Origin of the sequence: Chryseosolibacter histidinae (assembly GCF_018598225.1) — a bacterium.
GTDB classification, from domain to species: domain Bacteria; phylum Bacteroidota; class Bacteroidia; order Cytophagales; family Cyclobacteriaceae; genus Chryseosolibacter; species Chryseosolibacter histidini.
This window is the reverse complement of record NZ_JAHESF010000028.1, coordinates 16,478-38,203: the sequence shown is the minus strand read 5'-3', so window position 1 is coordinate 38,203 and position 21,726 is coordinate 16,478. Positions and strand designations below refer to the sequence as shown.

General features: G+C 53.0%; 18 protein-coding genes. 10 read left to right on the top strand and 8 right to left on the bottom strand.

The window, feature by feature from the left end; genetic code table 11:
* Positions 1-22 precede the first annotated feature (22 nt).
* The 4 genes from KK083_RS22520 to KK083_RS22505 form a co-directional block, all read right to left on the bottom strand.
* Positions 23-418, bottom strand: a complete 396-nt coding sequence (locus KK083_RS22520; RefSeq protein WP_254167783.1) for an OsmC family protein — start codon at positions 416-418, stop codon at positions 23-25.
* Entirely contained in the window at positions 415-849 is a 435-nt protein-coding gene (locus KK083_RS22515) for a PH domain-containing protein (protein WP_254167781.1), read from the bottom strand. The genes KK083_RS22520 and KK083_RS22515 overlap by 4 nt, the downstream gene beginning before the upstream one ends.
* Before the next feature lie 146 nt (positions 850-995).
* The gene (locus KK083_RS22510; protein ID WP_438834728.1) at positions 996-2,087 is read right to left on the bottom strand and encodes a 6-phosphofructokinase; all 1,092 of its coding nucleotides are present in this window, start codon (positions 2,085-2,087) and stop codon (positions 996-998) included.
* 134 nt (positions 2,088-2,221) lie between these two features.
* A complete protein-coding gene (locus KK083_RS22505) occupies positions 2,222-3,169 on the bottom strand; it encodes an L-threonylcarbamoyladenylate synthase (protein ID WP_254167777.1) in 948 nt (315 codons plus the stop codon).
* Positions 3,170-3,371: 202 nt separating this feature from the next.
* On the opposite strand from KK083_RS22505, the gene KK083_RS22500 reads away from it, so the two are divergent.
* On the top strand, positions 3,372-4,157 hold the full coding sequence (locus KK083_RS22500; protein ID WP_254167775.1) for a glutaminyl-peptide cyclotransferase: 786 nt from the start codon (positions 3,372-3,374) through the stop codon (positions 4,155-4,157).
* Between the two features lie 93 nt (positions 4,158-4,250).
* The gene (locus tag KK083_RS22495) at positions 4,251-4,412 is read left to right on the top strand and encodes a hypothetical protein (protein ID WP_254167774.1); all 162 of its coding nucleotides are present in this window, start codon (positions 4,251-4,253) and stop codon (positions 4,410-4,412) included.
* Here KK083_RS22495 and KK083_RS22490 read toward each other — a convergent pair.
* From KK083_RS22490 to KK083_RS22475, 4 genes are all read right to left on the bottom strand, one after another.
* Positions 4,404-4,949, bottom strand: coding sequence for an NUDIX hydrolase (locus tag KK083_RS22490; RefSeq protein ID WP_254167773.1), 546 nt, complete (start codon positions 4,947-4,949; stop codon positions 4,404-4,406). The genes KK083_RS22495 and KK083_RS22490 overlap by 9 nt on opposite strands.
* A 27-nt stretch (positions 4,950-4,976) precedes the next feature.
* Complete coding sequence (locus KK083_RS22485; protein ID WP_254167772.1) at positions 4,977-5,345, bottom strand: carboxypeptidase regulatory-like domain-containing protein; 369 nt, start codon at positions 5,343-5,345, stop codon at positions 4,977-4,979.
* Between the two features lie 114 nt (positions 5,346-5,459).
* Complete coding sequence (locus KK083_RS22480; protein ID WP_254167771.1) at positions 5,460-7,067, bottom strand: beta-N-acetylhexosaminidase; 1,608 nt, start codon at positions 7,065-7,067, stop codon at positions 5,460-5,462.
* Positions 7,068-7,197: 130 nt separating this feature from the next.
* Complete coding sequence (locus tag KK083_RS22475) at positions 7,198-12,489, bottom strand: PKD domain-containing protein (protein WP_254167770.1); 5,292 nt, start codon at positions 12,487-12,489, stop codon at positions 7,198-7,200.
* Between the two features lie 265 nt (positions 12,490-12,754).
* On the opposite strand from KK083_RS22475, the gene KK083_RS22470 reads away from it, so the two are divergent.
* The 8 genes from KK083_RS22470 (at position 12,755) to KK083_RS22435 (ending at position 21,652) form a co-directional block, all read left to right on the top strand.
* Positions 12,755-13,867 carry a PorP/SprF family type IX secretion system membrane protein gene (locus KK083_RS22470; RefSeq protein WP_254167769.1) on the top strand — a complete coding sequence of 371 codons (1,113 nt, stop codon included), beginning with the start codon at positions 12,755-12,757 and terminating at the stop codon, positions 13,865-13,867.
* 552 nt (positions 13,868-14,419) lie between these two features.
* Positions 14,420-15,202: a GNAT family N-acetyltransferase gene (locus KK083_RS22465; protein WP_254167767.1), complete on the top strand. Its 783-nt coding sequence runs from the start codon at positions 14,420-14,422 to the stop codon at positions 15,200-15,202.
* 85 nt (positions 15,203-15,287) lie between these two features.
* Positions 15,288-16,487, top strand: a complete 1,200-nt coding sequence (argG, locus tag KK083_RS22460; RefSeq protein WP_254167765.1) for an argininosuccinate synthase — start codon at positions 15,288-15,290, stop codon at positions 16,485-16,487.
* 151 nt (positions 16,488-16,638) lie between these two features.
* Positions 16,639-17,610 (top strand): N-acetyl-gamma-glutamyl-phosphate reductase, encoded by a 972-nt coding sequence (gene argC / locus KK083_RS22455; protein WP_254167763.1) that lies wholly within the window; start codon positions 16,639-16,641, stop codon positions 17,608-17,610.
* 42 nt (positions 17,611-17,652) lie between these two features.
* Positions 17,653-18,774, top strand: coding sequence for an aspartate aminotransferase family protein (locus KK083_RS22450; RefSeq protein WP_254167762.1), 1,122 nt, complete (start codon positions 17,653-17,655; stop codon positions 18,772-18,774).
* On the top strand, positions 18,771-19,730 hold the full coding sequence (locus tag KK083_RS22445; RefSeq protein ID WP_254167761.1) for a Rossmann-fold NAD(P)-binding domain-containing protein: 960 nt from the start codon (positions 18,771-18,773) through the stop codon (positions 19,728-19,730). Before KK083_RS22450 ends, KK083_RS22445 begins: the two co-directional genes overlap by 4 nt.
* A gap of 11 nt (positions 19,731-19,741) precedes the next feature.
* Complete coding sequence (argB, locus tag KK083_RS22440) at positions 19,742-20,530, top strand: acetylglutamate kinase (RefSeq protein ID WP_254167760.1); 789 nt, start codon at positions 19,742-19,744, stop codon at positions 20,528-20,530.
* A gap of 60 nt (positions 20,531-20,590) precedes the next feature.
* A complete protein-coding gene (locus KK083_RS22435; protein ID WP_254167759.1) occupies positions 20,591-21,652 on the top strand; it encodes a M20 family metallo-hydrolase in 1,062 nt (353 codons plus the stop codon).
* The last annotated feature ends 74 nt before the right edge of the window (positions 21,653-21,726 follow it).

The following is a 21,726-nucleotide window of genomic DNA, read 5'->3' as shown; positions in this document are numbered from 1 at the left end:
CACACCAGCAACGGCAGCTATTTTATTTTAACGTTACACTCACACCTTTTCTGAGGGTGTTGTGGACCTCGGCTACACCGTCGACGTAAGCAATAAGGCCAGCAATTTCCTGCGGTGAGCTTTTGGGAGCCTGTACATTTGCCTCGTACGTAATATTGGAAGCTGGTTCGCCTTCCTTGCCGAACTGTCCTCGTACGGTAACTTCCACCGCGGTAACGGTCATCTTTCTCCGCGCGGCTTCCCTGTAAATGTCATTGCAAAAACAGGTGGCCAGCGCCAGGAACAGCAGCTCACCTCCGTTCACCGAGGAGCCACCTTCCACTTTTCCCGGAATAACAACTCCTTTACTGTTGCCATTGGTCGACACAACAATGTCGTTTTGCTGATGGCTATTTCTGATCGTGGCGGTGATGGTCATGGTCGGGTGTTGTTACTTGTTACTTTGATCTGGTGGTTGACCTGGGTCAATGCATCGACCAGCGCATCATTGCTTTCAGGGGAGATGTAGATCTCGTCGTAAGCATTGAATTTTATCAGCAGGCCATTGGTAGCGGTAGCGGGCCTTGTTCCTGTCCAAACGGTCGTCCCCACAATGATCTCCCGTATCTTGCTGATATCGATCTGCCCCCGGAGAAACCCTGACCGGTAGAAGAGCTTATGGCCACTTACTATGTAATACGTTCCAAAATAGATCCAGAGAAAAATTCCGAAAGGCAAAAACAGCGGCACCATCATAGCGGGCCCTTCCAAAAAAGACCTCCAGGTAAAGAAAATAATAACAAAAGGCAATATCAGCGATGCTGCGAGCGTGCCTTTGATATAACTTTTTCTGTTTGGCTTGAATTTCATCTTGTATCAGAAAGTCGATAGTCTATCGTCCATAGTACATAGCAGTGGTGATTCAACGGACAGGCCGGGGAATTCGTAGTTGCTAATACCATTAATACTAAATACCATGGACTATTGACCTAATGCCATTTTCCAATGCCCAAAAATTAGTCTCCGAAGCTGATGCCCAGTCCCTTCGCTGCCCTCACCATGTAAGAGTCTTTGCTTACCACATGATAATCGCGGGTGGCTTCTTCGAGGGTAACGCTGGTGTACTCGTTGTTGCGGAAGGCAACCATTTGTCCGAATTTTTTCTCCAGCACAAGCTCGAAGGCTTTTACGCCAAACAATGATGCGAGCACGCGATCGAAGGCAATAGGGCTTCCGCCCCGCTGCACGTGACCCAGCACCGTCTCGCGGATCTCGGCCTTGCAGCCAGCATCTTTCAGCTGTTTGGAAAGCTGGTAGGCAACACCACCCAGGCGCACGTGCTCCGAGCCTTTCTCGGCGGCGGATGCGGTGATGGTACCTTCTTTGGTCTTCGCGCCCTCAGCCACGACGATGTTCACAAAGCCGCGACCTTTTTTATAACGTCCGTTGATACGTTTTACGATCTTGCTGATGTCATACGGAATTTCAGGGATGAGACACACTTCGGCGCCGCCGGCAATGGCTGTGTGCAGGGCGATCCATCCCGCATCGCGGCCCATCACCTCCATGATCATTACGCGGTGATGACTTTCTGCGGTGGTCACCAGCTTGTCGAAGCTGTCGGTTGCGATCTGCAGCGCCGTCTGAAAACCGAATGTGACATCGGTGGCGGAAAGATCGTTATCAATGGTTTTCGGCACGCCGATCACGGGAATACCTTTATCGTGCAGCACTTTTGAAATGCGTTGTGAGCCATCTCCGCCAATGTTGATCACCGCGTCGAACTTCAGCGCCTTCAGTTTTTTTACCAGCTCATCGGAGCGGTCGATGAACTTGACGGTGCCATCCGGTTGTGTTACCGGAAATTTTATAGGATTGGATTTGTTGGTGGTCTTAAGAATGGTGCCGCCTTTGATGTGGATCCCCGCGGTGCGTTTGCTGGTGAGCTTGATGATCTCCTGCGGTTCATTGAACACGCCGTTAAAAGCCTCGATGCTTCCGTAAACTTCCCAGCCCTTTTCCCTTCGCGCCCGCTTGGCAATGCCACGGATCACGGCGTTCAACCCCGGGCAATCGCCACCACCTGTCAGGACCAGCACTTTTTTCACTTTCTCCATTCTGTTTTTGGTTTATCAATCGAAAGATAGTTAAAAAAAGGAGTAAGGAGCCAGGAGTAAGGAGTAAGGAGAAGGGTGTCTTCGATCGGGGACCGACTTCGTACCTCGTAGATCGTACTTCGTACCTATTCGGCGGCTGCTCTTCTCAACCTGTCATTGATCGCTTTGCCGAGGCCGGTGTCGAGTACGAGCTCTGCGAGGATCACATCGACGGGCATTTTGTCGAGTGTGCGTAAGGCGGCAAAAAGATTACGTGCTGCTTCCTCCAGGGAGCCGTCAGGGGAGAGCACTACCTGGTGCGGGTGATGGTAGTTCTTCTGAAAGGTGAGAAGACCGGTGGCATGTGATGCGTGCTGCTGCAGCAACTCGTCTATATCGCCCAGGATGACACGTTTGCCGGGGGCATAGTGGCTTTTGAGCTGTCCCGGTGCCTTGGGATTTGACGTTGAGTGCGCCTGAACGGTGACTTTGCCGGCAATGCGCTCGAGCGCTTCAATGCCCAGTCCGCCCATTCTGTAGATCACTGGTGCATTGTGCTCGAACCCGAGAATGGTAGACTCGATGCCCACTTCGCAGGGGCCGCCATCGAGGATATATGCTATCCTGTCACCAAGCTGTTCATTGACGTGCTGTGGTGTGGTGGGACTCACATAGCCGAAAGGATTGGCGCTGGGTGCCGCCAGCGGAAACGCCAGCGACTTCAGCAGCTCATGGGTGAGCGCATGGTTCGGGCAACGTATACCTACGGTGTCCAGGCCAGACGTGACAAGGTCAGGAATGATGGTTTTTCTTTTCAGCAGCAATGTGAGGGGACCGGGCCAGAATTTTTCTGCGAGCTGTACAGCCTGCGGCGGAAAGTTTTCCACATATTGACGGGCCGCTGCAACCGAAGGTACATGCACGATCAGCGGATCGAAGTGCGGCCTTGCCTTTGCCTGAAAGATCCCGACCACGGCATGATTATTCAAGGCATTTCCCGCGAGCCCGTAGACAGTCTCAGTCGGAATGGCCACGAGCTCGCCTTGTTCCAGGAGATGTTTTGCTTTTTGAATGTCTTTTCCGATCTCGGCCATGTGCACAATTGTCTGACGCCCCGGCACTGAGCCAGGCTTAACGACGATGCAAGGTAAAGAAGAAAATTGCAGCCACGATAACTATCGGGATGTGATTTTAGGTCTACGATTGTGTGCCGGGCATAAATCTGAAATTACGTGGAAACTGTTAACTTTGGGCCGGAGTTCCTGGAACAGAAATTTTTAACTTTAAACTTAAAACTTGAAATCTGCCACTCATTTCCTCCCCCTGCTGATAGTCCTGATGATTGCCTGCGGAAAAGAGAAGTCGAAGGAAACACCTCCCGCGAAAGATCCATTGCTCATGAACTACACCGTAAGAACCCAGTGGGCGCATGATCCCCGGGCCTTCGTGCAGGGTCTTGTGATCCACAACGGAAAACTGTATGAAAGCACCGGCCAGAAGCAATCGTGGATCGGCATCGTAGACATCAATACCGGCAAACCCGACAAGAAGGTTGTGCTGGACGATGCTTATTTCGGCGAAGGCATCACCATTCTCAACAATAAGATCTACCAGCTGACATGGCAGTCGAAGGTAGGTTTCATCTACGATCTCCACACGTTCAAAAAGCTCAGCGAGTTCAATTACGATACCGAAGGCTGGGGCATTACCCACAACGGCGAGCATCTCATCATGAGCGACGGCACCGACAAGCTGAGATTCCTCGATACCCTGAGCCTCAAACCCGTGAAGACATTGTCAGTAACCGATAACTACGGACCGGTGAAGATGCTGAACGAGCTGGAGTATGTGGAAGGTTTTATCATGGCCAACATCTGGGAGACGAATAATATTGTGAAGATCGATCCGGCCACGGGAAAGGTGGTGGGAAAACTGGACCTGAGCACGCTCACACGCGATGCGAAGATGCGCAACCCCCAGTCGGACGTACTGAACGGCATCGCGTATCACCCAACGACCAAGCTACTGCTGGTCACCGGCAAATTCTGGCCTATGATCTATGTGCTGCAGCTTAATAAATAAACCAGAAGCCCTCGACCTGAAGGTCATGGCTATTGATACGCTGTAACCAAATTTTTTAATCTCATATCTCACATCTAAAATCTAATTTACCCCATGAGTAACAAAACAAGGTCTATCCTCAAAGCTATCGCTGTGATCCTGGTGCTGCTGACTGTGATGATGCAGGTTGGATGGGTGGCGATACCCATTATTTCGCCGTACAAATTCTGGATCGCGGTGATCGCTTTCGGCACTTTGCTGGTAGCATCAAAATAACTTCTTCACTTTTGCTGCCATCCTGAGCATGGAATCATTGTTGGCCGTGACCCGCGGGAGATCGGAAACATGTTTCCATGCCAGCGCATGCGACTCTGATGTGATGATGAGCGGTTCTTCACGCGATGCCCTGAAGAGAAACCGTACATCGTAATGCAGGTGCTCGGGAAAATCTTTCCGGGCAGGGATGGTATGGACGTCGATGTCGAAAACCGATTCTTGGAGAGGTTTCACTCCTTTGAGCCCCGTTTCTTCTTCAACTTCCCGCAAGGCCACCGCAAGCACGTCCTCATCGCCATCAGCATGACCTCCGGGCTGCAGCCACCGGTTGAGCTTTGCGTGTAAGGTGAGTAGGATAAATTCCGCCTGCTCGTCGATGATCCACGCCGAGGCGGTAATATGACCAGGCATATGATCCCTGAAAAAGCAGCGCGGGTGCTGCAGCAGCGTGAGAAAAGCTTCCCGGAAGTCACGCTCCTCCGAAAAGTCAGAATGATAACGATGCAAAGCCTCGATGAGCTTTTCGCGCGTGAACATCAAAAAACGGTTGCGTAATGAAATTTATTACTGGATGACGATGGTCACCTTGTTGATCTTTTTGGCTTCGAGCTTGCCGGTTTGTTCGCCGCCACCCACATTGTCTTTATCGTCTTTCTTCACCATCACAAAGTAGGGGATGGCTTTCAGGTCCTTCAGCTTCAGGATACCTTTTGCGTCAGTGACACCTTCCGCAGCCACGTTCTTTTCGGCTGTGTAATCTTCTTCTGTTTCGAACAGCTTGACATTAGCACCCTGTACGGTGTTTCCCAGCTCGTCACGTACAGTGAGGTTGAGTGTGGTTTTAATGAGCTGAAAGCCCGAAGCCGTGATCACAAAGCCCAGGGCTGCAAGCGAAAGACATAAAACGTAAAGCGGTTTGAAAGCAGGTTTCATATTCGGTTCATTTTAATCTCCTAAATTATGAAATATCTGCGAAAACAAAGAAGCAATCCGTCTGCCCGGATTGCCTCTCAACTTTAAACCTTAAACTTTTAACTGGTAACTATCTCAGAATTCCTTCTCGATGTGCTTCGCATAATTCACGCCCCATTCTTCCAGGCGTTTAACGTGGGTCTTCATACGTTGCACGAAGTCGTCATAGTTACGGCTTTCTTTGGGCGACCAAACCACTTCAGCCATCGCTGAGGCACGTGGGTACACCATGTACTCAACGTAGTTCGAGGTTTTCATATACTCGGTCCAGACGTTGCCTTGCGCGCCCAGTACGTGTTTGGCTTCAGTCTCATTCAGCTGCGGCGGAACGGGTTCGTAGCCGTATACTTCCTTCACGGTGGTGTATCCGCCAATGGCAAGCGGCTCTTTTTTGGTGGTGTCCTGGTAGTGATCGAAGTAGCACCAGTTGCCGGGCGTCATGATCACGTCATGGTTCTGGCGTGCTGCCGCGATACCGCCTTCCTCGCCTCGCCAGCTCATCACGGTGGCGTTGGGTGCCAGTCCTCCTTCGAGGATCTCATCCCAGCCGATGATCTGGCGTCCTTTGCTGTTCAAATATTTTTCCATGCGCTGAATGAAGTAGCTCTGCAGCTCGTGGGTGTCTTTCAGCTTTTCGGTCTCCATTCGCTTCTGGCAATGCGGGCATTCCTTCCAGCGTGTTTTGGGGCACTCGTCACCACCGATGTGGATATAGGTGCTGGGGAACAATGGCAGCACTTCGTTGAACACATCCTGCAGGAAGGTGAAGGTCTCTTCTTTTCCGGCGCAGAATACGTCATTGAAAACACCCCACGTTGTAGCGGTTTCATAGGGGCCACCGGTGCAGCCGAGGTTCGGGTAGGCGGCCAGTGCGGCCTGGGCGTGTCCCGGCAATTCTATCTCGGGGATCACGGTCACGTGCCTGTCGGCAGCGTACTTCACAATGTCTTTCACCTCTTCCTGTGTATAGTATCCACCATAACGCTGGCCGTCATACTGTTTCTTTTCTCCTCTTGTGCGGGTAGCGGCGTGACCTATCACAGTCTCTTTTCTGTAGGCAGCAACTTCCTGAAGCTTCGGATACTTTTTGATCTCGATGCGCCAACCCTGGTCTTCGGTGAGGTGCCAATGAAAACGGTTCATCTTGTGGTGTGCCAGCAGGTCGATGTATTTTTTGATGAAGGCAGGAGGGAACATGTGTCTGCCCACATCGAGATGAAGGCCGCGATAGGCAAAGCGCGGATAATCGGTGATCTCAACAAAAGGTGTTTCTGTACCCGTGAAGAGCTGCAGCAGGCTTTGTGTTCCGTAAAACAATCCTGCGCCTGAGTTGGCCTGGATCACAGCGCCGTTGTCATTTACCGAGAGCTTGTAACCTTCCTTGCCCAGCGCCGGATCGTTGACGGTGGAAAGCACGATCTTATTTTTGTCGGAGGATTTATCTTTCACGGACGCCTTCAGCTTTTTGGTCTGAAGTAATTCCTGCAGGATGGTAGCAACCTGCTTCTCGTCTTTTGAACGGGCAACAACCACAACGTTGCCGCTCCATTTTTTGCTGCCGCTGCCCACCGATACCGATACTGGTTTAGGAACGATGCTCACCGTTTTCGGGTCGGCCTGGTTGAACCTGCCCGTGAATCCCGTCAAGGCAAACAGGAACAGGATGGTGTAAACTTTTTTCATATGGTTTGGAGATTTTGGAGAGACATAATTAGGAAATAATCTCTGTGTGCCCGCGCACACATCGTGAAAATACAATAAAAAAGTCGCCTGTGGTATCAGGCGACTTTCTGCGGCCAGGCCGTTTGCACGCTTACCGGAGCAATACCACGCCGCCGCGTCTTTCCTGGATGCCTTCTTCAGGCCTGTAAGAGCTTTTGAAGCGCACCACATACGTATAGGTGCCAGGTGGCAGTGGCTGACCCAGGTTATTGTTATAGCCTCCATTCCAGCGGAAAAGCCTTTCATTCGACTGGTAGACCATCTCTCCCCACCGGTTAAAGATGAACACTTGAAAGTCAGTATCCGCGATAAAGAAGCTGAAGAGCTTGAAGTCGCGGTTGCTGAACTCACCGGCTTCGCTCACGGTGCTCGAAGGCCTGAAAGCATTAGGACCTGTGAGGCGCGGATCACATTCTTCCATCAGCTCTGTTTTGTCCGAGCTGGGGCACCCGTATGAGTTGATGAGGTTCACGGAATAGAGCCCCGCTTCAGTAGCGGTGTAGGTCTGTGTTGTAACGCCGATGGATACCTCTTCCTTGAACCAGTCGTAGCTTGTGAAATTCGCTCCGGGGTTCAGCACCACTTCGCGTGTGGTGATGTCAGGGTTTGCCGGATCGGGACAGATGATGCCCGTGTCGTTCAGCAGTCCCGCCGTTACCGGTGCCAGCACAATGTTGAAGGCATCGGTCACAGAACACCCCGAAATAGTAGCGGTAGCCACATAGTTGCCTGCGCGCGTATCGATCAGGGTAGTGGTTGTCTGGCCGGGGATCACCGTGCCATTCAGTGCCCACTGCATGGCGGCGCCGGTGGCTGGTGTGGTGGTTGCTGTAAGCGTGAAAGGCGATCCCTCGCAAGGTGTTGTGGACGTAATGTCAACGGTGACGTTACCCGCTACATTGGCGGTTACGGGAGTTGATGGGAAGACGCAGCCCGATAACGTGCTGACCACTTCCACTCTGTATTGGGCGCCGTTGTCAGCTGTGCCGATCACGATCTGACGGCCACCACCCCCGGGAAGCATGGTGCCGTTTCTATACCAGCGATAGGTGTAATTACCCGCCGGTGCAGCCGTCAGGGTTACCTGGTTGGCGCACGGGTCAGTAGGCGTGATGGTTGCTGTAACGTTGTTTTCTACATTCACCGTAAGGAAAGTATCCAGCGCACAAAGCGTGGCATCGGTGATCCTCACGTTATAGGTTTGCAATCCCTGCGGTGCATTGAGGATCTGTACCGTTTGCGTGGCGGTAGGGCTTATACCCGGCCCGGTCCACATCCAGCCTGTACCACCATTCGCCGTTAATGAAATGGGATTGGTGCAGGTATTGGTTGTGAACGTGGGCTGTACGGTTGCAGCTTCATTCACGGTTACCGCGCTGCTTGTGGCCAGGCAGCCTCCATTGTCTCTCACCTCAACCACGTACTGGCGGTTGTTGCTGGGCAATGCAGCAGTCGTCTGGAAATTAGCGGTAGCGGTAGTACCTGTCTCCGCCGGAGTACCGGGGTTAGCATTGTCGATCACCCGATAGGTTAACGGGAAAACCAAAGGCCCAGGTGTAGGGTTCACAGTAACATTCAACCGGATAGGATCGCAGGTGGCAGTAGGTGTCACCGGATTTACCGTGAACGCATTGTTGATGATGCTCACCGTTGTAGTGGTGGCGCAGCCTGAAACCTGGTCGCTCACTGAGACACCATAGGTGCCGGCAGCAAAAGCGTTCGGTGGACTTGTCAACGTGATCGCCCCTACACTTCTGTCTGTATCAGAAACCGTAGAGGGTCCTGTGACGAAGTAACTGAACAGGCTTGTAGCCGGTGCTGTGATGTTCAAACCGATCTGTCCGTTGGTGGCGCCGCAGGCAATCGTGCTTCCTGTAGCTGTGAACACCGGTGACGGGTTGATGGTATACGTGATCGAATCGATGGCGAAGCAGGTTGTGACCGGATCTGTGATCGTTACCTTGTACTCGAACACACCTGGTGCTGAAGTATTCACCGATTGAGTCTGTGCCACGTTTCCATTGGCAGCGTCGTTCAGTTCCCAGGCATAGGTAGCGCCCGGATTCTGTGCATTGAGCGGTGCGATGGGAACGTTCTGACAGATGGTAGGGTCTGGACCGAACTGCACCCGCGGACGGTTATCCACGGCCAGGAAGGTTCCGTCTGTAGAACATCCATTCTTGTCGGTCACTGTTACGAGATAGTTTCCCTGAACATTGGCTGTGATCGTTTCTGTCGTCTGGCCATCATCCCACTCGTATGTCAGGTCTGGCAGGTCGGTGGGGTTGGCATCGAGCACTGCACCTCCCGTACAGAGTGCCACGCCGCGGGATGGATCGGGCGGAACATCGTTGATGATCACGGTTTCTGTGAAGGTTCCCACTTCCTCGCACTTGTTGTAGATCCGCACGTTCACCGTATAGGTCCCTGGCGCCGAATAGAGGTGGGCTATCTGCGCCCCTCCATCAGCCTGCGCCTGGCCGTCGCCGAAGAACCAGTCGAACTTGTCGATGGCTGCATCTTTACCGGTGGCGGAGAATTGTGTCGAGTCACCCAAACAAAGTCCTGTGAAGCTGAAGCCGGGGGTTTGCGTAGGGTTGGAGATGATCTGGGTGAAGTTCGGCAAACCTTTCAGGCTTTGCGTGCCCCCTGCCAGTGCAAAAGGCTGCAGTGTTGTGATGGCAGACAGCTGCGTGGTATCTTCATTGGCGGTGAAGGTGCCGAGGCTCGAACTTCCGTTGATGGCCACATAGATCTGTCCGTCGGGACCGATCTGCATCGCGCCAAGCTCTCCTGTGTGGCTCACCTGTTGTTTCAGGTGGGGTATGCCCAGCGTATCGAATGCAAACTCATACATCTGTGAGCCTGCGTTGCTGAGCGTTGCAAAAAGTTTATTTCCCCCGGGAGAGATCTCCAGGCCGTATACCTGGCCGGTGGGGCTTTTCAGGTCGGCGGTTCTGAAGTTTGTGACCACGCCCGTTGAGTCAATGAAATCGAAGATCTCCACTACGTTTGAAACGCCGGGTGTTGACAGTGCTACCGCGAGGCGGTTCTGTGCGCCCAGCTCCATGTATCCCTGTCCCTGTTCGGCAATGCTTGTCTGGTGGTCTGAGCCGATAGCAGAGACTACGGGGTTGCCGATGCCGTCCTGACCGATGCGGTAGGCGCGGAATGAGTTGTTGCCATATTCGTGGGCGATGAGCCAGTTGTCGTTACCTGTGATGCGCTCGGTGCTTCCGGAGAATAAAAGCTGATTGAACTGTCGCAGGCCGCCCTGTCCGTTGTTGAGCTTTAAGTCGAACAGCGAATAACGGAGCTCGTACGGCGCCACATCGTCTACCTGCTGCGTGGTGAAGATATAATACAACGTTTCATCGCCCGGCACGGGGATGATTAGTGATGATTGTGTTGACTGGTTCTCGCCGCCGAGACCGGGAGCGGGTAAAACAATTTCGTTATCGTCTTTATCGTAGATCTTCTGGCCATCGGTCGAAAAGATCACCTGACCGTTGCGGTCGCTGATCACGGCCGTGCCTTCGGGTGTATTCAGCGGACCGGTAATGGCTACCGCCGGGTCGTCCGGCAGTCCGTTGAAGTCGATGCCTGCATTCTGCCCAAAGTACCAGATGTTGGCACGCTGGTCGAGCGAATCGTATTCCTTGATATTCACCCCCGCGTACGCCGAGCATCCCGCCATGGTGGCCACCACGTAATAGTAGCCGGCGGAATCCGGCCTGAGGGTGGCTGTGGTCTGACCTGTCAGCATACCTCCGGGGCCGAACCACTGGAATGTAGGTGATCCACCCTGTGCCTGCACCGTTACCTGCATGTCGTCGCTGGTGTCGTTAGGACAGGTCACCGAAGGGTTAGCAGTAGGCTTTCCGTTGTTCACGGGCAGCTCGCACACGCAGGCGGTAGTATCCTGCACCAGGTTGAGCTGAAGGTCGAACTGGGTGATGTTCACGGTCTGGGTGAAGCTGGCGGTATCACCTTTCAGGTAGGCCCTGACGCGTACGTTATAGGCGCCGCCATCCTGGTAAGCATATACGGGACTCCAGGCGTTGGAGCCGCTGCCATCGCCAAAGTCCCACACGAGGCTGTCTGCTCCGGGTGAAACGGTGGGGAAGAATGAAGTAGGTGCGCCGGAGCAAGTTCCCTGCGACGTGAAGCTGACGGTAAGCTTAACGGTGTCTTTCGGCGCAAATGTAGAGAACTGTGTGCCGTTGAAGTTCGGATTGGCGGTGAAAGCGCTGGGGTCATAGTTCACTTCGCTGGCCACGGTGTCTGTGTTGGTCAGCGCGCCCAGCAAAAATGGGCCGCCGGATGCAGCCTGGTAAAGATGGTAGATGACGCTGTCAGGCCCCATCTGTAGTCCGTAGCTCCTGAAAATGGGTGTGGCTGGAGGCGTCGGGGGAGGTAGCACCGACGTCAGTGTTGAGAAGTTGCTGGAAAGGTCATACTGCATTACGTCTGCCTGGATGCCGGCCTCGCCATGTCTCGATACATAAAGATACTGGCCATTATTGCTCCACTCCACGTCGTAGATGGCCTGCGGTCCGGTGCTTTGCACGGCGGTGTTCAGCACGGTTTGCCCGAAGGTGAGCGCGCCGGTGGCATTATTGAATCTGAGGATCTCGATGTCGCGCGTATCTTCCTGCGGTGAGACGGCTATGCGGCCCGAAGCAGGATGGTAGGCGAAGTTGGCGGCCACATCGATGAGGCCCAGGTTGGTGATGGCAATCGAGGTTCCGGGGCCGGTGGCGGTAAACGGTGTTACGATATAGTCGGGTGCTCCGTTGGCATGGGTGATGAGCCAGAAGTCTTCTCCATTCGCGTGCGGGATGGTGATCATGGCCTCCGATCTGCCGGTTAATCCTGCAATGGCAACATTGCCTCCGGTGGCGTCACCCAGCGCGGGTCTTGGGAACACAGCGTTGCCGAACAATGCCATGTCAACGACCCGGTAGGAGACCGTGCCTCCCGTGGTGTAATTCGCCGAGTTCATAAACACATAGTACTGTGTTTTCTGCCCGGGCGCCTTCGCGATGGCAACAGGCTGGTTGCCGGCAGTGTTGGCGGTAAGGCCCCCGCCCGCAGGCATCAGGAGATGCGTGGCGTCATAGATGTTAGCACCATCGGTGTAGAAGAGCAGGTTGCCGTTGACGGGATCGGTAGCCACGGCGCTTCCGCCCGTTCCAAAAGGTATGGCCTTGTTGTTCAGGAGGGTTGGCAGGTTGTCAGCGCGGTTGAACCGTATGGCCAGGTTGCTGTTACCAAAATACCAGTTATGGCCGGCGTAGTTTTGGGCAGCCACCTGGAATGATGCGATGACCATCAAAAGCAATGGCAACGCACGGAATGATAGCGGTAAACTTCGGTGCATGGAAACTTTCTTCACTTTAACAACTTACAATCAAACATGGGAAGGGGCAAAACTAAAACGCTCAAGTTCATCTAAAGTATACAATTTGGCCTAAAAATACCGTTAATAACACGATTAACAGAATGGCAGAATAAACAGAATAGACAAGATGGCGGAATAACAGGATGCTGGCCTAAAAATTTAATCACAAATCCTGCAAATCTTTAAATCTTGTTCCGATATACCTTTAATTTGCCTTGATTACATACTTTTTATTATCCTATTAATGTATAGACACATAAGTCTGCAGATCAGTGGCCGCCCTTCGGGGATATTTCCTGTAAAATGGCGGACCACCCCGTTCCGGTTATCGCTGATGTGCCTATTGATGCTGGTGACGATGGGGACAGTAACTGCTCAGGATCCGCAGTTTTCCCAGTTTTATGCAGCGCCCTTGTATCTGAACCCCGCTTTTGCCGGGTCTACAGGACAGGCCCGCGCCGGCATCAACTATCGCAATCAGTGGCCTGCGATCGATGCCAATTTCACCACCATGTCTGCCTACTTCGATTACTTTATCGAAGACAAGAGCAGTGGGGTGGGCGTGATGCTGATGCGCGACCAGGAAGGGCTGGCCAGCCTGCGATCATTGCAACTCGCCCTGCAGTATTCTTACGAGTTAGAGATCACCAAGAATCTGGGATTTCGTCCCGGCTTTCAGGTGAGCTTGTATAACCGCGATGTGGGCTTCGACAAGCTCACGTTCGGAGATCAGTTCGATCCCAACACGGGCGAATTCATTGACCGGCCTACCGCGGAGCAGTTTGGCGATAAAGGCAGCAGAACATTTGTTGATCTTTCCGCAGGCGGTGTGGTGTTCACCAAGGTGGCCTGGCTCGGGTTCGCCGCCAACCACCTGAACAAACCCAACCAGACCCTCATCGGGGAAAAAGCCCCCCTTCCTGTGAAGTTGTCTGCCCACGGAGGTTTCAAATATTTCATGAGGTCAGGTGTGGTAGGCAGTGGCGTGTATGCGCGGAATGCCGAGCGAAGCATTGCGCCTGCGTTCCAGTATCGCCACCAGGGCAATTTCGATCAGCTCGACCTCGGTTTGTATTTCACTTTCGAGCCACTGGTGCTGGGAACCTGGTACCGGGGTGTGCCTTTCAAAAGTGTGAACGGATTTGTGAACAACGAATCCATCGTGCTGCTCCTCGGCTTCACCAAGCTGGGCGCCAAAGATGCCATCAACATCGGCTACAGCTTCGATTATACCATTTCCAAGCTCGGCCCTGGAAGCGGCGGAGCCCACGAGTTCAGCCTGGTGTACACCTGGCCCATGCGCAACCCGCGCAAACCACCGAAGGATAAGCTGGTAATTCCCTGCCCCGATTTCTGAACAGAGTCCACGGTCCACAGTCGACGGTCCACGGCAAGATCGTGTTAACGTCGATTTTGCCTACAGCATCTTTGCCAATTTGAAAACTCCTGGCACGAAGTACAAGGTTGTGACTTCACGCGAACCCGTCTGTGGACTGTGGACCATGGACCGTCGACTCTTCAACTAACTTTCGTTCGTGCAGAAACTTTTTTTAAAGTTTTTGCGTAAATGTTTGTCATTGTGAAAACTTTATCGTTTAATTTTGCATAAATATTAAAAACAAACTGAATGACTTTCCTCTAACGTTAACCAAACAGTTAAAAGAAATTGAAAACAGTGTTCACCCTTATGTCAGCAGCTATGGCTGCTTACCACTCCCTCAGAACAGTTCAGTTCTTCTCTACCGCCTTGATGGTGACCAGGCGACCCCGACCCGCACGCTGCCCGCGGATTTGATAACATACCCTTAACATTCTGTGTTAAAAAACGGCACGATGTCAAGGACGTCATGCCGCAAATGCTTTTAGGCATTATTTTATTTTAACAACCACTTTTACTTGAGAAATAACTTTGGAAACGAACGATATAATTGTCAGACTGGCTACGTCTGACGACAAACATTACGCTGAGACCATCACCACAGAGATGGAAGAATCAGCAAAAGCGCGCGGCACCGGAATCGCCAAGCGTTCGCCTGACTACATTGTCAGAAAAATGGAGGAAGGCAAAGCAGTTATTGCCGTCACCAAAGACGGCACCTGGGTAGGTTTCTGCTACATCGAAGCCTGGCAGCACGATAAATACGTTGCCAACTCCGGCCTGATCGTGTCACCCGCATTCCGCAAGACTGGCGTGGCTACAGAGATCAAAAGCAAGATCTTCGAACTATCGAGACAAAAATATCCCAACGCCAAGATCTTCGGGCTCACCACAGGCCTCGCCGTGATGAAGATCAACTCGGACCTTGGCTACGAGCCGGTAACCTACTCCGAGCTCACCACCGACGAAGAGTTCTGGAAGGGCTGCAGAAGCTGCGTGAACTACGACATCCTCATGAGCAAGCAGCGGAAGAACTGCCTCTGCACCGCCATGCTTTTCGATCCCGTGGAAGCTGCCGCCAAGCTCAACATGCCGTTGCCTCCTGTCAAGCAGGGCGCTGCCGTTACACCGCAGGGCGAACTGGTCAACCACCACCACTACCAGCGCGGCTTCAAAGGCAACTTCAGGCTGTTCGAGCGATGGGTTCGCTTCAAGCAGTTTGTGCTGCTGAAAGCGTTCGGTAAGAAGGACGACGGACAAGCCGACTCATCCGATCGGAAAAAATCCATACTGAGCTTTTTCTTTTTCTGGTAAACTTTCCGGCCCTTTCCGGGAAGATCAATGTACTTGTAAAAAGGAAAGGTATACCTTTGACCATCATAATCATTGCATCTGTTAAATGAAGAAAAAAGTTGTTTTGGCTTTTAGCGGTGGGTTAGATACGTCCTACTGCGTTAAGTATTTGAGCGAGGATCTGGGCTACGAAGTGCACACCCTCACCGTGAACACCGGCGGATTCGATCAGGCCGAGATCAAGGCCATTGAAGACCGCGCGAAAAGTCTGGGCGTGGCCTCCCATAAGACCGTGGATGAAACACGGAATTATTACGACAAGGTGATCCGGTTCCTCATCTATGGCAATGTTCTCAAGAACAACACCTATCCCCTGAGCGTGAGCGCTGAGCGGATGTCGCAGGCGCTGGCCACGGCCAATTACGCCGGTGCGCTGAAAGCCGATGCCGTGGCGCATGGCAGCACAGGCGCTGGAAACGACCAGGTGCGTTTTGATATGATCCTCAACATCCTCGTGCCCGGCATCGAGATCATCACGCCGATCCGCGATATGAAGCTGTCGCGCGAGGAAGAGATCAGCTACCTCAAGTCGAAGGGTGTGCAGATGAACTTCGACAAGGCCATGTACTCCATCAACAAAGGTATCTGGGGCACATCCGTTGGTGGCAAGGAGACCCTGAAGTCGCTGGGCATGCTGCCGGAAGAAGCGTGGCCTACACAGGTGACCAAAAATGGCACCGAAACCCTGAAGCTGAAATTCGAGAAGGGCGAACTGCTGGAGGTGAACGATAAAAAGTTCGCACACCCCACGGAAGCCATCCAATATATACAATCCATCGCCGGACCTTACGGCATCGGAAGAGATGTGCATGTGGGCGACACCATCATCGGCATCAAAGGCCGTGTGGGCTTCGAAGCTGCCGCACCGATGGTAGTGATCAAGGCACACCACGCGCTGGAGAAACACGTGCTCACCAAGTGGCAGCTGAGCTGGAAAGATCAGCTTGCCCAGTTCTATGGCAACTGGCTGCACGAAGGCCAGTACCTCGATCCTGTGATGCGCGACATCGAAGCTTTCCTCACCAACACACAACAGCATGTAACGGGAGAAGTGCATGTGCAGCTTCATCCCTACCGCTTCCAGGTGCTGGGCATCGAATCAGGGTATGACCTCATGTCGTCCAAGTTCGGCAAATACGGAGAGATGAACCTGGGCTGGTCGGGTGATGACGTGAAAGGGTTTTCGAAGATCTTCGGAAATCAGACGATGATCTATAATCAGGTGAAGGCAGAGAAAGAGAAGTGAGATCGGTTGCCAGTTGCCAGTTACCGGATGGCCGGTTCAAGCCGGTCTAACTTTTCGAAGTTCGGGTACTGAAAACTGAAACTGACTCGAGACCGGCAACAGGCAACTGGCAACCAAAACGAAGTTTTGAAATTTAGGTGTCTATAACAAAATGAAAATCAGAATTGGAATCATCGGTGGTGCGGGATACGGAGGAGGCGAGGCCATCAGGCTTTTGTTGAACCATCCGCAGGCGGAGCTGGTGTTTGTGCACAGCAGGAGTCATGCGGGCAGTCCCTTGCATGCGGCGCACCCTGATCTGCTGGGAGAGACCTCCCTGCTGTTCACGGATGTGATCCAGCAGCAGGTGGATGTGCTGTTTCTGTGCCTGGGCCACGGCGAGAGTAAAAAATTCCTGGAAGAGAACAAGATCAACCCTTCGATCAGAATCATTGACCTGAGCCAGGATTTCCGCCTGGGTGAATCCGTGCCCGGACGCGAGTTTGTTTACGGCCTTCCTGAAATGAATCGCGACCGCATCAAACAGGCTTCCAATATTGCCAATCCTGGTTGCTTCGCCACCGCTATCGAGCTTGGCTTGCTGCCCCTGGCCAAAGCGGGACTGCTGCAGGAGGTATACACTACCGGCATCACCGGCTCTACAGGGGCAGGGCAGAAGCTGCAGGATACAACACACTTCACCTGGCGCGCCAACAATATTTCGGCTTACAAAACGCTCACCCATCAGCACCTGAAAGAGATCAACCGCTCGTTGAAACAGCTGCAGCCTGCCTTCAACAGCGCGATCAACTTTGTGCCCTGGCGCGGCGACTTCACCCGCGGCATCTTCGTGAGCTCGTGCGTCACCGTAGACAAACCGCTCGACGAAGTGAAAAAACTTTACGCGGACTATTACCACGGCCATCCCTTCACCCTCGTATCGCAGGATACGGTGGACCTCAAGCAGATCGTGAACACCAACAAATGTGTGATCGGGCTGGAGAAAGAAGGCGACAAGCTGGTGGTGCATTCCGCTATCGACAACCTGCTGAAAGGCGCTTCAGGACAAGCCGTTCAGAACATGAACCTCATGTTCGGTCTGCCGGAGGCCTCAGGACTGAAACTTAAAAGTATTGTATTCTAAAATTCTGTGCATAAACAAAGCACGATTCCCCTCTGCTAAGCAATGAAACTATTCGACGTTTATCCGCTCTTCAACATCACACCCGTAAAAGCGCAGGGCTCCTGGCTCTGGGATGAAAAAGGCGAGAAGTACCTGGACCTTTATGGCGGTCATGCCGTGATCTCCATTGGGCATTCACATCCTCACTATGTTAAAAGCCTGAGCGATCAGCTTGCTAAAATTGCATTTTACTCCAACAGTGTGCAGAACGATCTGCAGGCGAAGTTTGCCGAAAAGCTCGGCAAGATCTCTGGTTATGAAGATTACCAGCTTTTTCTCTGCAACTCGGGCGCGGAAGCCAACGAGAACGCTTTGAAGCTTGCATCGTTCGTTACGGGCAGGAAAAAAGTGATCGCCTTCAAAAAGGCTTTTCACGGTCGTACCTCAGGTGCTGTTGCGGCCACTGACAATCCCAAGATCGTGGCGCCCTTCAATGCGGGGCACGAGATCGTTTTTGTGCCGTTCAATGACGAGACTGCCTTCTCGCAGGCACTTGATCGCGATGTTGCGGCTGTGATCATCGAAGGCATTCAGGGTGTGGGCGGCATCCAGGTGCCTGACGATTCGTTCCTCAAGTTCCTGGAGAAGAAATGTGCGGCGAACGGTTCCTTACTGATCCTGGATGAAATTCAGTCGGGCTATGGCCGCACCGGGAAATTCTTTGCGCACCAGTTTGCCGGCATCAGGCCGCACCTGATCACCACGGCCAAAGGTATGGGCAACGGTTTTCCCATCGGTGGATTGTTCATTCACCCTGACATCAAACCCTGGAGCGGCATGCTGGGAACAACTTTTGGGGGCAATTACCTGGCATCTGTTGCCGGTCTGGCCGTGCTGGAGGTAATGGAGAAAGAGAACCTCATCCGGAACGCAGCCACCATCGGCACTTACTGGCTCGACAAACTTGCCACCTTTCCTGCCATCACGGGTCTGCGTGGCCGGGGGCTGATGATCGGCTTCGACGTGCCTGAAACGTTGAAGCACGTAAGACAGGATTTGCTTTTTAAACATCATATCTTTACAGGCGAAGCGAAGCCCAACACCATCAGGCTGCTGCCTTCGCTGGCCATGACCAAAGATGAAGCTGATCTGTTTTTAACCGCATTGAACAAGGAACTGCAATGAAGAACTTTATTTCCGTACACGACGCACACGATATCAATGCCCTCGTGCACAAAGCGCTGGCCTACAAAGCCGATCCGCTGCGCGATAAAGCCCTGGGCGCGAACAAACGCATCGGGCTCATCTTCCTGAACCCGAGCATGCGCACCAGGCTCAGCACACAGATCGCCGCCGCCAACCTCGGCATGGAAGCGATCGTTTTCAATGTAGGACAGGAGGGATGGACGTTCGAGTTCGAAGATGAGGCCATCATGAGCGGAAACACCGTTGAGCACGTGAAAGACGCCGCGCCTATCCTCGGAAGATATTTCGATGTCCTGGGCATCCGCACATTCCCGTCGCTGCAGAACAAAGCGGATGACTACAGCGAGCTTTACATCAAACAATTTATCAAATATGCGGGCGTGCCGGTGGTGAGCCTCGAAAGCGCCACACTGCATCCCCTGCAAAGCCTTACGGACATTATCACCATCACGGAAACGTTCAAGGAGCACCGGAGGCCGAAGATCGTGCTCACCTGGGCGCCGCACGTCAAGGCCCTGCCGCAATGCGTGGCCAACAGCTTTGCCCAGTGGATCAACGCGTGGGGACACGCCGACTTCGTGATCACACACCCTGAAGACTACGAGCTCGATCCTGCTTTCACCAAAGGTGCCGCCATCACACACGACCAGGACTACGCCCTGCGCGATGCCGACTTCGTGTACGTGAAGAACTGGAGCACGTATGCTGACTATGGGAGGATCTACTGCAACGACCCCGAGTGGATGCTGACCACAGAAAAATTGCTGAATACCAACCACGCCAAAGTGATGCACTGCCTGCCGGTGCGCAGAAATGTTGAGCTGAGCGACGAAGTGCTCGACAGCTTCAACAGCATTGTTACACAACAGGCTTCCAACAGAACGTGGGCTGCCCAGGCTGTGCTCAGCGAGTTGCTGGCCAATGTAAAAAAATAAGTGATGCGGATATGAACAGGCTTTTTGTAATCAAGATCGGTGGCAATGTGCTGGATCACCCGGATGCACTGGAGAAATTCCTGCACGACTTCTCGTCTATCAAGGAACCGAAAGTGCTGATCCATGGCGGCGGAAAGATCGCCACCAAGATCGGCAATCAGCTGGGCATCGAATCGAACTACATTCAGGGCAGAAGGATCACTGACGCCGCCACGCTTGACCTGGTAACGATGGTTTACGGAGGCCTTGTGAACAAACAGATCGTTGCCTCGCTGCAGAAGCTGGGATGCAACGCGCTGGGACTGACCGGTGCCGACGCCAATATGATCAAAGCCGTGAAGCGCCCTGTTAAAGATATCGATTATGGATATGTGGGCGACATCAAACAAGACAGTGTGAATACCTCGCTCCTGTATTTCCTGCTCAAGCAGAATACGGTGCCGGTGTTTGCGCCGCTTACCCACGCCGATGGCAAGATGCTCAACACCAACGCCGACACCATTGCTTCTGTGCTTTCAGTAGCCATGAGCAAACACTTTGATGTACGCCTCATTTTCTGTTTCGAGAAGAAAGGGGTACTGCAAGACGTGAATGACCTGGACTCTGTGATCCGTCACCTGCCGCGGAAATTATACGAGGACCTGCTCGGCAAAAAGGCTTTCGTAGACGGTATCCTTCCCAAGCTGGAGAACGCGTATGCGGCCATTCATGCCGGTGTGAAGGAAGTGCTGATCGGCGAGGCCAGCGACCTGGTAAAGAACACAGGGCAGGAAACAGAAGGAACACTCATAACCTTATAACCGATGCACAGTTCCTGAGCCGGGTTTGCCGGTGTCATGGTATCCGTCATCCAGCGCAATATGGATCTACAACCGGATGAAATAGCGATCAACCTGCTTCAGCAGCTTATTGCGATCCCTTCGTTCAGCAAAGAAGAGGATAAAACCGCCATTGTACTGCAAGAGTTCTTTAAGCAGCATGGCGTTCCAACAGAGCGGAAGGGCAACAACGTGTGGGCACGCAACAGGCATTTCAACCCGGAGCTGCCCACCATCCTGCTGAACTCCCACCATGATACGGTGCGCCCCAACCCAGGCTATACACGCGATCCGTTTGCGGCAGTGATCGAAGATGAAAGATTGTATGGCCTGGGAAGCAACGATGCCGGCGGACCCCTGGTGACGCTCATTGCAACCTTCCTGAACTTTTACCCGCAGCAGAACTTAAAATATAACATCGTTATCGCCGCCACGGCAGAAGAAGAGATCTCTGGTACTGGCGGAATAGAGAGTATCTGGTCGCTGCTGCCCAACATCGACTTCGCCATTGTAGGGGAGCCTACCCTGTGCCAGATGGCCGTTGCTGAAAAAGGACTGATGGTGCTCGATTGCCTGGCCAAAGGAAAATCAGGGCACGCAGCGCGCGAAGAAGGTGTGAACGCCTTGTACGAAGCGCTGAAAGATATCGAGTGGTTCAGGACCTACAAATTTCCGAAGGTGTCTCAAACCCTGGGCGAGATCAAAATGACGGTCACCATCATCAGCGCAGGCAAACAGCACAATGTTGTGCCTGCCGAATGTAACTTCACCGTGGATGTACGGGTTACGGACATGTACACCCTGGAAGAAGTGCTGGAGACCATCAAGGCCCACGTGAAGTGTGAGGTTACGCCAAGATCACTACGCATGCGGTCTTCCGGCATCGACCACGATCATCCGCTGGTGAACGCCGCGAGGAAAATGGGACTTCAATTGTACGGATCGCCTACCACCTCAGACCAGGCGCTCATCCCTGTGCCATCCGTCAAGATCGGCCCGGGAGACTCTGCGCGCTCGCACACCGCTGACGAGTTCATCTACATCGCAGAGATCGTGAAGGGTATCGACACTTATGTGAGCTTGCTGAATGAGGTGGTGCACTAGTTACCGGTTGCCGGTTACCGGGTGGCCGGTTGGGGGCGATCGTTTAAAGTTTGAAGTTTAAAGTTTGAAGTTTA

Coding starts and splice junctions, on each gene's coding strand:
- KK083_RS22520 (WP_254167783.1), bottom strand. CDS start 418: ATGACCATCACCGCCACGATCAGAAATAGCCATCAGCAAAACGACATT.
- KK083_RS22515 (WP_254167781.1), bottom strand. CDS start 849: ATGAAATTCAAGCCAAACAGAAAAAGTTATATCAAAGGCACGCTCGCA.
- KK083_RS22505 (WP_254167777.1), bottom strand. CDS start 3,169: ATGGCCGAGATCGGAAAAGACATTCAAAAAGCAAAACATCTCCTGGAA.
- KK083_RS22495 (WP_254167774.1), top strand. CDS start 4,251: ATGAGTAACAAAACAAGGTCTATCCTCAAAGCTATCGCTGTGATCCTG.
- KK083_RS22490 (WP_254167773.1), bottom strand. CDS start 4,949: ATGTTCACGCGCGAAAAGCTCATCGAGGCTTTGCATCGTTATCATTCT.
- KK083_RS22485 (WP_254167772.1), bottom strand. CDS start 5,345: ATGAAACCTGCTTTCAAACCGCTTTACGTTTTATGTCTTTCGCTTGCA.
- KK083_RS22480 (WP_254167771.1), bottom strand. CDS start 7,067: ATGAAAAAAGTTTACACCATCCTGTTCCTGTTTGCCTTGACGGGATTC.
- KK083_RS22475 (WP_254167770.1), bottom strand. CDS start 12,489: ATGCACCGAAGTTTACCGCTATCATTCCGTGCGTTGCCATTGCTTTTG.
- KK083_RS22470 (WP_254167769.1), top strand. CDS start 12,755: ATGTATAGACACATAAGTCTGCAGATCAGTGGCCGCCCTTCGGGGATA.
- argG (WP_254167765.1), top strand. CDS start 15,288: ATGAAGAAAAAAGTTGTTTTGGCTTTTAGCGGTGGGTTAGATACGTCC.
- argC (WP_254167763.1), top strand. CDS start 16,639: ATGAAAATCAGAATTGGAATCATCGGTGGTGCGGGATACGGAGGAGGC.
- KK083_RS22450 (WP_254167762.1), top strand. CDS start 17,653: ATGAAACTATTCGACGTTTATCCGCTCTTCAACATCACACCCGTAAAA.
- KK083_RS22445 (WP_254167761.1), top strand. CDS start 18,771: ATGAAGAACTTTATTTCCGTACACGACGCACACGATATCAATGCCCTC.
- argB (WP_254167760.1), top strand. CDS start 19,742: ATGAACAGGCTTTTTGTAATCAAGATCGGTGGCAATGTGCTGGATCAC.
- KK083_RS22435 (WP_254167759.1), top strand. CDS start 20,591: ATGGATCTACAACCGGATGAAATAGCGATCAACCTGCTTCAGCAGCTT.